Origin of the sequence: Flavobacterium ginsenosidimutans, from assembly GCF_003254625.1 — a bacterium.
GTDB lineage: Bacteria > Bacteroidota > Bacteroidia > Flavobacteriales > Flavobacteriaceae > Flavobacterium > Flavobacterium ginsenosidimutans.
Genome location: NZ_QJRJ01000077.1, coordinates 116284 through 128969, shown reverse-complemented (window position 1 = coordinate 128969; position 12686 = coordinate 116284). Strand labels below are relative to the sequence as shown.

10 protein-coding genes are annotated in these 12686 nt (G+C 32.6%); 6 read left to right on the top strand and 4 right to left on the bottom strand.

Features of this window, described 5'->3' with window-relative positions; genetic code table 11:
- Positions 1 to 240: 240 nt before the first annotated feature.
- The gene (locus DM444_RS12420) at positions 241 to 2607 is read right to left on the bottom strand and encodes an efflux RND transporter permease subunit (protein WP_111287088.1); all 2367 of its coding nucleotides are present in this window, start codon (positions 2605 to 2607) and stop codon (positions 241 to 243) included.
- Positions 2608 to 2805: 198 nt separating this feature from the next.
- On the opposite strand from DM444_RS12420, the gene DM444_RS12415 reads away from it, so the two are divergent.
- The 4 genes from DM444_RS12415 (at position 2806) to DM444_RS12400 (ending at position 7353) form a co-directional block, all read left to right on the top strand.
- Positions 2806 to 3567 (top strand): sensor histidine kinase, encoded by a 762-nt coding sequence (locus tag DM444_RS12415; protein WP_111287086.1) that lies wholly within the window; start codon positions 2806 to 2808, stop codon positions 3565 to 3567.
- Entirely contained in the window at positions 3530 to 4249 is a 720-nt protein-coding gene (locus tag DM444_RS12410; RefSeq protein ID WP_111287440.1) for a LytR/AlgR family response regulator transcription factor, read from the top strand. Before DM444_RS12415 ends, DM444_RS12410 begins: the two co-directional genes overlap by 38 nt.
- Positions 4250 to 4363: 114 nt before the next feature.
- Positions 4364 to 6634, top strand: coding sequence for a cation:proton antiporter (locus DM444_RS12405; protein WP_111287084.1), 2271 nt, complete (start codon positions 4364 to 4366; stop codon positions 6632 to 6634).
- 278 nt (positions 6635 to 6912) lie between these two features.
- Entirely contained in the window at positions 6913 to 7353 is a 441-nt protein-coding gene (locus DM444_RS12400) for an ankyrin repeat domain-containing protein (protein WP_111287082.1), read from the top strand.
- Between the two features lie 54 nt (positions 7354 to 7407).
- Here DM444_RS12400 and DM444_RS12395 read toward each other — a convergent pair whose 3' ends face one another.
- From DM444_RS12395 to pyrH, 3 genes are all read right to left on the bottom strand, one after another.
- Positions 7408 to 9900 (bottom strand): DUF5686 family protein, encoded by a 2493-nt coding sequence (locus DM444_RS12395; RefSeq protein ID WP_111287080.1) that lies wholly within the window; start codon positions 9898 to 9900, stop codon positions 7408 to 7410.
- Between the two features lie 118 nt (positions 9901 to 10018).
- A complete protein-coding gene (frr, locus tag DM444_RS12390; protein WP_111287078.1) occupies positions 10019 to 10582 on the bottom strand; it encodes a ribosome recycling factor in 564 nt (187 codons plus the stop codon).
- Between the two features lie 163 nt (positions 10583 to 10745).
- A complete protein-coding gene (gene pyrH, locus DM444_RS12385) occupies positions 10746 to 11453 on the bottom strand; it encodes a UMP kinase (RefSeq protein ID WP_111287076.1) in 708 nt (235 codons plus the stop codon).
- Between the two features lie 196 nt (positions 11454 to 11649).
- On the opposite strand from pyrH, the gene DM444_RS12380 reads away from it, so the two are divergent.
- Together DM444_RS12380 and DM444_RS12375 are read left to right on the top strand one after the other, a co-directional pair.
- Positions 11650 to 11910, top strand: a complete 261-nt coding sequence (locus tag DM444_RS12380) for a hypothetical protein (protein WP_111287074.1) — start codon at positions 11650 to 11652, stop codon at positions 11908 to 11910.
- Positions 11911 to 11975: 65 nt separating this feature from the next.
- The gene (locus DM444_RS12375; RefSeq protein WP_111287072.1) at positions 11976 to 12593 is read left to right on the top strand and encodes a thioredoxin family protein; all 618 of its coding nucleotides are present in this window, start codon (positions 11976 to 11978) and stop codon (positions 12591 to 12593) included.
- Positions 12594 to 12686: the final 93 nt, after the last annotated feature.

Below are 12686 nucleotides of genomic sequence, written 5' to 3'. Positions count from 1 at the left end.
AGAAAGTCTACAAAGTTGTCGAGCTTCGAGTGTGATTTCTCCTTCGTCGAAATGACAATATTGTGAAATAGTTATTTTAAGAAATCATATAATCTTAAAATAAATAATATGCTTCCCGCAATAATTAAAAATAGCCAATATTTTTTTAGAGATTTTAAATCTTCTCTGTTTGAGGATTTTAAAATTATTCCAAAGACAATTGGTATTACTGCTGTAAATAAACCTAGCATATTTAATGTTTTATTTTTCCAAATTCTCCAATTCCTCTTTCTTAGTTTTCTTCTTTTCAAAAGTCAAAACCAACGAAGGTAATACAACCAAATTCGCAAACATCGCAAAAGCCAAAGTACAAGAAATTAATCCACCAAGCGCAATGGTTCCGCTGAAGCTTGATAAAGTAAAAGTCGCAAAACCTAAAATCAAAACTACAGAAGTATAGAAAGTACTAATTCCAGTTTCTCTTAATGCACTGAAAACCGATTTTTTCACTTTTCCGCCACTTTGAAGCAAATCGTGTCTGTATTTTGCCATAAACTGAATCGCATTGTCAACCGAAATTCCGAAGGCGATACTGAATACCAAAATCGTAGAAGGTTTCAACGGAATTCCGAAATAACCCATTAATCCAGACGTAATACAAAGCGGTAAAATATTTGTAATTACTGATGCCATTACCATTTTGAAAGAACGGAATAAGTACAAAATTAAAACTGCAATTGTCAAAATTGCGAAAATCAAAGATTCGATTAAGTTGTCAACTAAGTATGATGTTCCTTTCTGAAAAACCAATGCTTTTCCGGTAACGGTAACTTCAAAACGGTCTTTTGGGAAAATTTCATCAATTTTTGAATGTAATTTTTTCTCCACTTTTGCCATTTCATCTGTTCCAATATCTTTCATGAAAGTCGTGATTCTGGCATATTGTCCAGTTGAATCAACATAAGCTTTCATTAGATTTTCTTTGCTGTTTTTCGTAGCATTTTTGGCATAACTTAAAATAAAAGTCTGCTCTTGTGAAGTTGGCAATTGATAATATTCTGGATTTCCGTTGTAGAAAGCTTGTTTCGAATATTTAACCAAATTCACAACCGAAACTGGTTTTGCCAATTCTGGAATTTCAGCAATAGTATTTTGCAATTCATTCATTTTACGAATTGTAGAAGCCTTCATAACACCTTTTTTCTTTTTGGTGTCAATCATAATTTCCAACGGCATAACTCCGTTAAATTCTTTTTCGTAAAATAAAATATCTTTAAAGAAAGAAGCACTTTTCGGCATTTCGCCAATCAAACTTCCTGAAACTTTCATTTGTGAAACTCCAATTACGCTGAAAACCAAAAGCAAACCATAAACAATATAAACAACTTTACGTTTTGATTTTACCAAGTCTTCTACAACATTCAATAAAGTCGAAATGTATGTTTTTGTTAAATGGTATAAGTGTTTTTCTTTTGGCAAAGGCATGAAACTGTAAATAATTGGCACGATGAAAAGCGTCAATAAGTAAACAGAAATCACGTTGATTGAAGTTACCATTCCGAATTCGAAAAGAAGATCGTTTCCTGTAATCATGAATGTTGCAAAACCAATCGCGGTAGTTAAATTTGTCATTAAAGTCGAAACTCCAATTTTAGAAATAACACGCTGTAAAGCTTTTGCCTGATTATTATGCAATTTGATTTCCTGCTGGTATTTATTGATTAAGAAAATACAGTTTGTAATTCCGATTACAATAATCAGCGGTGGAATAATAGCTGTTAAAATCGTGATTTTATAACCAAATAATCCCAACGTTCCAAATGACCAGATTACGCCGACTATTAAAATACAAATTGAAATAAATGTCGCTCTAAACGAACGGAAAAAGAAAAAGAAAATCAGAGAAACGGTCAATAAAGCCGCGCCAATGAAAAGTCCGATTTCGCCTTTCATATCGGCAGCATTAATCGTTCTAATGTATGGCATTCCAGAAACTTTAAGATCGATTCCTGTTGTTTTTTCGAATTTATCGATTTTCGGAACTAAATTTTCAAGTATGAAAGCCTTTCTTTGTGGCGTATTTACTAAAGCTTTATTGATATAAATCGCAGAACGGACACTTCCGCTTTCTTTGTTAAACAATAATCCTTCGTAAAATGGCAGGTTGTTGAATAATTCGTGCTGAACGCTTTTTAAATATGCTGGATCTAAAACTTTGCTTTGATCGATAAATGGAGTTAAAACGAATTTTTCGTTAATCGTATCTTTTTCCAGTTTTTTTAAATCATTTAAAGAAACTACTAAATCAACTTCTTTAGACTTTTTTAAACCTGTCATCAACTCATTCCAAGCGGCATAATTCTTAGGCGTAAAAAAGTTTTTATCCTGAAAACCAATAACCACAAGGTTTCCTTCTTCACCAAATTTATCTAAGAATTTTTGGTATTCTTTATTCGCAATATGATCTTTAGGAAGCAGGTTTGCTTCGGTATACGTCATAGAAAGATTCTTCCATTGGTAACCAAGGAAAATAGTTAAGGCAGATAGGATAACCAGAATTGTTATTCTGTTTTTAAGTATAATTCGGGCCAACTTCTCCCAAAATCCAACTTGAATAGTGTTTTTCATAAATTCTTTAAAAATGGTTGCAAATGTAGTGAAAAGTGCTCGAAATCATAAACAATCGTTTGTATTTTACTTAATGTTAACACAAATTTGCCAGCTTTAGGTTTGTGATAATTTTCTTGTTTTTTGTTATAGAACCAGTAGCTTTTCCCATATTTGTAGTGAATTTACAATTGATTAATACAATTCAAAACAAGCTAAATGCAACAAAACAATACAACAACTTTTATTTTTCTGGCAATTCTGTTGCTGTTAATCGTCATCATTTGTTTTATGGTTTACCAATTAATGCAAACCAAAAAAGCGAAAGATGATGCAGAGAAAAGCTTTTATGCTTTAGAATCAAAAGTAAATGACTTACAGCTGGAAAATCTGGAATCAAAACTGAATCCGCATTTGTTTAAGAATATTTTAAACTCGATTCAGTCGCACGCTTACCAAACTTATTTTGCTTTGGATAAACTGGCGAATGTTCTCGATTATATTTTATACGAAAGCAAAAAGAAATTTGTAACTGCTAAAGAAGAAATTGATTTTGCTTTGAATTTAATCGAAATCAATAAAATCAAGATTAGTCCGCTGTTTGAGTTAAAGATCAAAACGAACATTAACAAAGAAGATAAATTGTACGATCAGCCTTTGCTGGCGCCTTTAATTTCTATTGATTTAATTGAAAATGCCTTTAAACACGCTGATCTTCAAAGTGCTGATGCTTTTATTTCGGTTGTTTTTGAATTTAAAGACAATGCTTTTTTTATGACGGTTTCGAATAAAATCTCAGACAAAAAGGTTTTGAAAAAAGAAAGAAGTGGTTTTGGCCACGCCACACTCGAACATCGTCTTCGCATTATTTATAAGAATAATTTCAAACTCGATAAGTTTGTAGAAAACGATGTTTATATTGCTCATCTAAAAATTGATTTACTTGAATACAAAACTGAAATGCTTGCTTCTGGACGATGAACTTCCAGGATTAACGTACCTAAAAATGCTTTGCGAACAAATTCCTGAATTGGAAATTGTAAAAACGTGCAACGATCCTGAGAAATTGCTGTCTGATTTTTCGAACCTTGATTTTGATTTGTTGATTTCGGATATAGAAATGCCTGGAATCGATGGTCTTCATCTTGCCGAAAAACTGCAGGACAAATTGGTGATTTTTTGCACGGCGTATAAAGAATATGCTGCCGAGGCTTTTAATATTGATGCGGTTGATTATATCACAAAACCTGTGAAGTTGGAACGTTTGCAAAAAGCAATTACGAAAGCATCTGAACGTTTTGAAAAATCAAATTCAGCTAAAAAATTTATTCAGCTGAATACAGACAAAGGAAAAACGCTTTTGTATTTTAATAAAATCCAATATATAAAAACGGCTCTGAGTGACAGTCGTGATAAAGCTGTTTTACTTACTGATGGAAGTTATCTGAATTTGAAAAATGTAAAATTTGATACTCTTTTAAACGAATTGCCAGATGCTGATTTTTGCCGAATAAACAAAAAAGAAATAGTAGCTGTAAAAGCAATAAAATTCTTCAATCATAACGAAATTGTTCTGCATCACGTAGAAGAAAACAATAAAAGCGTAACGCTAATTTTAAGCGAAACTTACCGCGCTGACTTCTTAAAGAAAGTTAAGATCTAAAACTTATTACAATTTTTTCCCGACTTGTTACATGCAATAAAAATTAACAACTGAATTTCTTTTTCACTAAATTCACAGTGCGGATATTTGCGCAATAATCTAAAGAACGAGTTTATGAATAACATTAGGAATTCCTTATTCTATGTTACAATCATTGGTGGTTTTACAGCACTGATATACTGGGTAATTTCAAAAGGTGCCTCGTTAGAAGTAGGGCGTAATATTGTAAAGAAAAGTGTTGAGAGTAATCATTGGAAAGATTTTTTACACTCGATGGTAGACAATTTACAGCATCCATTGGCAATTTTACTGGCACAAATAGTTACCATCATTTTAGTTGCTCGTTTGTTTGGATGGTTTTTTAGAAAAATTGGGCAGCCTTCGGTAATTGGCGAAATGATCGCCGGAATCGTACTTGGACCCTCTTTAGTCGGAATGTATTTTCCGGAATTTTCTGCAGCTTTATTTCCAAAAGAATCTTTAGGGAACTTACAATTTTTAAGCCAGATTGGTTTAATCCTTTTCATGTTTGTAATTGGGATGGAATTGGATTTGAAAGTGCTAAAAAACAAAGCTCATGATGCAGTCGTAATTAGTCATGCTAGTATTGTAATTCCGTTTGCTTTAGGTTTATCATTGGCTTATTTTATTTATGAAACGTATGCTCCGCTGGGAGTTGAATTTTCTTCATTCGGTTTGTTTATGGGTATTGCGATGAGTATTACAGCTTTCCCAGTTTTGGCTAGAATTGTTCAGGAACGCGGCATGCAAAAAACAAAACTAGGAACTATTGCGATTACTTGCGCTGCGGCAGATGATATTACGGCTTGGTGTATTTTGGCAGTTGTAATTGCGATTGTTAAAGCAGGTTCGCTTTCTAGTTCGCTTTATGTAATCGGAATGGCGATTTTGTACGTGATTATCATGTTGAAAATCGTTCGTCCGTTCTTAAAAAGAGTAGGAGATTTGAATGCAACGCGCGAGAGTTTAAATAAACCAGTTGTTGCCATTTTCTTTATTACACTTTTAATCTCTTCTTATGCATCAGAATTAATTGGAATTCATGCTTTGTTCGGGGCTTTTTTAGCTGGAGCTATTATGCCTGAAAACAATAAATTCAGAAATATATTTATCGAAAAAGTTGAAGACGTTTCGATAATCGTTTTATTGCCATTATTCTTTGTGTTTACAGGTTTGCGCACACAAATAGGATTGTTAAACGATCCTGAATTATGGAAAATTACAGGTTTGATTATTTTGGTTGCGGTAGTTGGTAAATTCTTCGGAAGTGCTTTGGCAGCCAAATTTATGGGGCAAAACTGGAAAGACAGTTTGTCTATTGGAGCCTTAATGAATACTCGTGGTTTAATGGAATTGGTAGTATTGAATATAGGTTATGACCTTGGAGTTTTATCAACTGAGATTTTTACCATGATGGTAATTATGGCACTCCTTACTACCTTTATGACGGGTCCAGCATTAGACTTTATCGGATTTATTTTTAAAGATAATATTACTGCCGTTCAGCAAGAGATTGGAAGTAAAATCAAATTCAAGATTCTGCTTTCGTTTGCAACTCCAGAAAAAGGAAAAAAGTTGCTTAAAATTGCAAACAGCCTTGTTAAAAAACAAGCAGATAATTCGGTTGTAACGGCGATGCATATTTCTTTAAGTACAGAAATACATTCGTTTGATGTGAAAGAGCATGAACGTAAAATGATTGGGCCAGTGGTTGAAGAATCACAGTTGCTGAATCAAAACATGGTTAGTTTATTTAAAGTTTCTAATGATATTGATTCGGATATTATTGATACCGCAAATCACGGAGAATACGATTTGCTTTTGGTTGGTTTAGGACAATCTATTTTTGATGGAACTTTATTAGGTAAAATACTTGGTTTCACAACTCGAATTGTAAATCCAGATCGTTTGATTGATAAGTTTACGGGAAAAGAAGGTTTGTTTGAAAATAATCCGTTTGATGAGAGAACGCGTCACATTATTACTAAAACAAAAATGCCAGTTGGAATTTTTATTGATAAAGATCTAGAAGAAGTAAACCAGATTTTTATGCCCGTATTTAGTAAAGAAGATGCTTTTTTGATTGATTATGCTAAAAAATTAATCAATAATAATGGTTCTCAAATTACGGTTTTGGATGCAAGTGGTGAAGTTAGAAGTACACGTGAAATTCAGGAAACAATTCGTTCTATCGAACAGATTGCGCCAAATCATATCATGATTATGAATGACAGAACATTGAAAAAAGAGTTTTTAGAAAGTCAGGATTTAATGATTATTAGTCTTGATAGCTGGAAAAAATTAATAGAATCACAAAGTATTTGGCTGAATAATTCACCTTCGGTTTTGATTCTTAAACCATAAGGGTTAGAAATTTCAAAATTTTAAATCCCAAATTCCAAATGACTATTGGAGTTTGGGATTTTTTATATATCCCCTTTTTTGTCATTTCGACGTAAGGAGAAATCACACTCGTAAATCAATAAAGATTAGCAATTTTCTATGTGGAATTTCTAGTGCGATTTCTCCTTACGTCGAAATGACAAACTTTGCTTATAACTAAAATTAAAAGGTCATAATTCGAATAATATTCAAATGAAAATTTTTAAATTTGTAAGATTTTATTTTAAAAATTTATAGTTATGAAAACTTTTGACGATACCCAGCTTTATAAATTATTATATGGGAAAGATTTTTCTAAAATTAAAGATTTCTTAGAAAAATATGGTTTAGACAGTGTAGATAGGGATGGTCGAACATTTTTAATGTCTGCCATAGTACATGGAGACGTTTCTATCATTAAAGAACTTTTATTGATTGGTTGCGATATGAATAAACAAGATGAGCAGGGTTTGACCGCCTTACATCTTGCAGCAATAAATGATAAAATTGATTCAGTTAAAATATTACTTGATTTTAAGGCAAAGATTGATGTTGTTGATAATATTGGAAACACTGCTTTATGGCGAGCAGCAATGGAATTGGAAAGTGATTCAGAAATAATTAAGCTATTATTAGAGAACGGATCAAACATTAACTTAGAAAACCAAAATGGTGTTTCACCTAAAGATCTGTTAGAGTGATCTTTGACAAAGTTGTAAGTTCAAAGATTGCAATTGGAATTTGGAATTTAACTTTTAAAGTCCAAGATCAAGAACATAAGAAATCTTAACAGCAACGTTATCTTCAAACTTCATCAGCTGATTTGGACCATAACGATAGAATCCTCCCAAACCAAAACCTTTAAAGATTCTGTTTAATTCAATTCCCGATTCAAAATAGCCTTTGTCAAGTGTTTTATAATCTGGACCAACATGCTGTTCGGGTTTTTCCATATTTCCCCAAGCCATTCTCGTTACTAAAACCAAAGAAGGTCTAACTTTTTTGAAAAGTGTAATTCGGTCAAAACCATGTTTTATTTGGAACATTAAATATTGGCTTGAGAAAAACTCATTGAAAAACATGGTTTCAAAAGCATTTCTTCCTGAAAAAGTGATACGCTGAATAACGGTTTCTTTAGTTAAATTATTTGGAGAAGTATTGTACAAATGCGTAATTGGAACATCTCCCATTGCATAACCTGCTTGCAAAAGCAAACTCGTTTTCTGACGATTTAAATATTGCTTTTCGTATTCGGCTTTAAAATCTATTTTGCTAAAAGTAAAATCATTATCAAATACATTTGGTAAAGATTGCGTGTATTGAAGAGTAAATCTCGGAAATCTTTTATCGCTTTCATTTCTTCCGGTTGGAGTTTGCATAAAATCGCTGAAAGGTGCCCAAACAATAGAAAGCATTGCCGTAGTCATAATATAACTCGAATACAATTTTCCATTTAGATTAAAAAGATAATCAAATTTTGGCTCGATATAATTTCTTGAAAGTTCTAAAACAGCTTCGGTTTTCGGAATAAATTTGGTTTGAATATTCCCTCGCCATCCCGTGTATTCATAGAAAGTACTAATGTTGATTGGACGTGGGTCGTAAATTTTGAAAACACGTTTATCAACCGAAAAGACAGTACTTGCAATTTCTCGAACATCATCAGCATAATATCCATTAAACCAAGTATTGGTATGTTTGTCTAATAAAACTCCAGCTCCAACGCTGTATTTAAAAACACCATCTTTTGTTCCGTAAGCGGTATAGCCTTCAAGACGAAAGTTTTTTGACAAACGATCGTTTGTAATTCCGCCCACACCAAGACGGAAACCTTCGTAATTATTATAACTTATGATTTTTTTCAAGTCCAAATCGATTGGGCCAATTGGGTAAAATCCATTGATTATTTTTCGGCCAATTCCAAGACGTTTTTCAATTCTGTTGCGAACAGAAAGACTATCTAGTAATAAATAGGTTTTTTGGCTTTTTAAGTCAAGATTTTCCTTTCGGTAAGCTTCCCAGAAACTTTCAGGTTTTTTGGCCGCGTCGTCTTTAATTTCGATGTAAAGCGAAGGGTTTTTAATGGGATTGTTGGTATTAACGCGAATATCGAAGCTATTACTTTCAGAAAGGAGATAAGTAAAATCTGAAGCCACTTTTTTTCTAGGTTCGAAATTATCTTCAACGTCTCCGTCAAATTGAATAGTTCCGCCTAAAATTCTGATATCGTCGTCGTTTTTTCCTTTTACAATTTTAAAAGTCGTATTGCTTTGAAACCATATTTTTTCTTTCGGAATATATTCAAATTCATGAATACCGCTAATGTCCAAAACGCCTTTAATTCGCATTACCGCTTTCGCGACAGCAAAATTTTCCCTGTCGATATATAAAACGCCTTCTAATCCAGATGTTTTATGGTTTGACTTATTTTTAAAATAAATCATATACGTGTCACGACCTCGAATGCTTACAGTATCCAGCAATTTATAATTATAGGTCGAAGGAGCGTTTTTCGAAATAGGGTTTTCATATCTGGTTTCAAATAATTCGTAATTCGAATCATAAATAGAAATCGACTGAAGGTTGAAAGCCAGAACTTCATAAATAGGCTGTTTGAAACCTGCTATTTTAGTTCCTAAAACTGTTTCTTTTAATTTGCTGTTTGCAAATTGATATTGCGAAACTTTCTCGGTTTGAAACAAATGCTGTTTGCTTACAATTTCTTTAAACTTGTAATCGGAAGAATCAATGATGATTTTTTTGTTTAAATCTTTATACGTTGCCGAAGTATCGATACGTCCGTCAATCGAGTCAGGATTTGCAGTTACAATAAGTTTATTATAGGTTTTATACTCAAAACTGCTGAGTTTTTTCTGCGGATCATTTAGCGATTTATTGGCAATAACTTTTTTAATGATTGTTAAAGCTGGATTTTCATTAGAAACTACAACTTCTTGCAAGTCGTCTGTCTTCTGCGAAAGCGAAACCGCATAAAAAGTTTTGTTGCTGATTAAAGCTACTGTTTTGGTTTGAAAACCGATATAAGAAACGGTAAGTGAAGTTGCAGATGAGCTAATTTTGAAAATAAATTTACCATCAACATCTGTAATTGTGTTATTGTTTTCTGAAGTCGTAATTGTAGCAAACGGAAGAGGTTTGTTGTTTGAATCGGTTACGATTCCGTTTATTTGAATTTGCGCTTGAAGTGTAAGCGTAAAAAACAAAGTCAAAAAACAAAATAGCTTCATACAGAATGATATAGTTTCAAAAACGAAAAGAATTTAATTTTCGTATGCAAAAATAGTAATAAAAAAATCCGTCTGGCGCTAAACCAGACGGATTTTTATTTTATATCAAATCTCAACCTTATACTTTCATGATTTCAGCTTCTTTCGCAGCCAATAATTCATCGATTTTTTTGATGAAAGAGTTTGTTAAGTTTTGAACTTCTTCTTCAGCTGATTTACAGATGTCTTCAGAAGTTCCTTCTTTTTCTAATTTTTTGATATCAGTATTAGCATCTTTACGAGAGTTACGAATACCAATTTTAGCATCTTCAGCTTCAGATTTTGCTTGTTTTGCTAAATCGCGACGACGCTCTTCTGTTAATGGCGGAACACTAATGATAATCATATCTCCATTGTTCATTGGGTTGAAACCAATGTTTGCAATTAAGATTGCTTTTTCAATTGCTTGCAGCATATTTTTTTCAAATGGCTGTAATGTAATTGTTCTAGCATCTGGAACACTGATTTTAGATACTTGAGAAAGCGGTGTTGCAGATCCGTAATAATCTACAAACACACCTCCAAGCATAGCTGGAGAAGCTTTTCCTGCACGAATATTAAGAAATTCTTTCTCTAAGTGTGCAATAGTACCATTCATTGATTCCTCAGTACTTTCTAAAATAAAATCTATTTCTTCAGTCATTTTGTTTAGATTTTTAGTCCCGAAGCTTCGGGATAGAAGATTTCATTTTTAGACTATAAAAATAATTTCTTCTAATTTACGAACTAATGTTATTTTGTTTTTTTTGATTGCCTTAAGGTTGCGAAGAATTTAGAAAATCTAAAATTCTAATAATCTAAGCAGTCTATATGTTTACTACAGTTCCTATATTTTCTCCGTCGCAGATTTTCAATAAGTTTCCAATTTTGTTCATATCAAAAACTACGATAGGCAATTTGTTTTCTTGGCTTAAGGTAAATGCAGTAGTATCCATTACATTTAATCCTTTTTTGATTACATCGTCAAACGAAATAAAATCAAATTTTACTGCAGAAGCATTTTTTTCTGGGTCAGAATCGTAAACACCATCAACGCGAGTACCTTTAAGAATAACATCAGCGTTGATTTCGATACCTCTTAAAACGGCAGCAGTATCAGTTGTGAAATATGGATTTCCGGTTCCAGCACCAAAAATTACGATTCTTCCTTTTTCAAGGTGGCGGTCAGCTCTTCTCTTGATATAAGGTTCTGCAATAGATTCCATTTTTAGAGCAGTTTGAAGACGAGTTTTCATTCCTTTATCTTCAAGAGCGCCTTGTAATGCCATTCCGTTAATTACAGTTGCAAGCATTCCCATGTAATCGCCTTGAACTCTGTCCATTCCTGAGCTTGCTCCTGCAACGCCTCTAAATATATTTCCTCCTCCAATAACAATTGCAATTTCTACTCCTTTGTTGTGAATTTGCTTAATTTCATCTGCATACTCGGCTAATCTTTTTGGGTCAATACCGTATTGTAAATCACCCATCAGCGCTTCGCCGCTAAGTTTTAGAAGAATTCTTTTATATTTCATGTGTGTGTCGCGTTAATTTGTGCAAATATAGACATATTCTGATTTTTAAAAATAATGTTTGCAAAATTATTTTAGAATCGTTGCATTAATTAGAATGTTTAAATTTGTAGGATTTTTATTTTGAATAATTATTTCTTTAAAAGTATAGAGGAATCAAAAGAATATTTATAATTGTCTAATTTTAATTTAATCAGTAATGAAGATAACAGAGGCCATGAACACTTATGATATTGCATTATTTGCAATTAAATATAAAGGATTTGAAGTATCGTTGGAAATGAATCATTCAAAAGACGAAATACTTTTTTGGATAGCAAAAAATAATGACATATCAGTTTCTGCTTTTAATCCCTTATCTCTTCTAGGTTTAGTTCAGATTGCTGAGAAGTATGGCGAGAATTGGAATTCTCTTGAAACAGGAAATATATATGATGAAATTTTCAATTCGGAGATGTGATAAATGTCATTTCCCTCGTCTTCCTAAATTTCGTATTTTTATTGTATCCTAAAAATGAAATAAATATGAAAAGCATCGTAGCCAAATCATTATTCAATAGTCATCCTTATGTTGAATATAGAAAAATAGTAACCGATTTATTGTCTGAAGGAAAATCAACAGGAAACGAACAATCAGAAAGTTTGACCAATTATTCAAAATTGAATGAAGCAAGAATGAACCGTTTGGAGAAAACGATTACCATTTCTGATAACATTGTGGCTAAACTTCAAAACTTAGACAATCATTATATTTGGCTGGTTCTTTCAGAAGGATGGTGCGGAGATGCGGCGCAGATTCTTCCAATTTTAAATAAAATGGCTTTGGCTTCAAACAAGAAAATCGAACTAAAAATTGCATTTCGCGATGAAAATGATGATTTAATGAGCCACTATCTAACTAACGGCGGAAGAGGAATTCCGAAAGTAATTGTAATTTGTAAAGAAGCTGGAATTGTTCGTGCCGATTGGGGACCAAGACCAAAAGGTGCTACCGAATTAATGGCAAAACATAAAAGAGAAGTTGGTGCTATTGACGAAAAAATAAAAACTGATCTTCAGTTGTGGTATTTGGCAGATAAAGGAATTTCGGTTCAGGAAGAATTGGTCGAAATTATGGAAAACATCAAATATAATCGTCTTTAATCGGATTAATGTGTTGATAAACAGATGATTTGTTGATAAAATTATCTTAAAGTCTTTTTGACTTCAATAGAATTTTGTATCTTAGTGATGCTA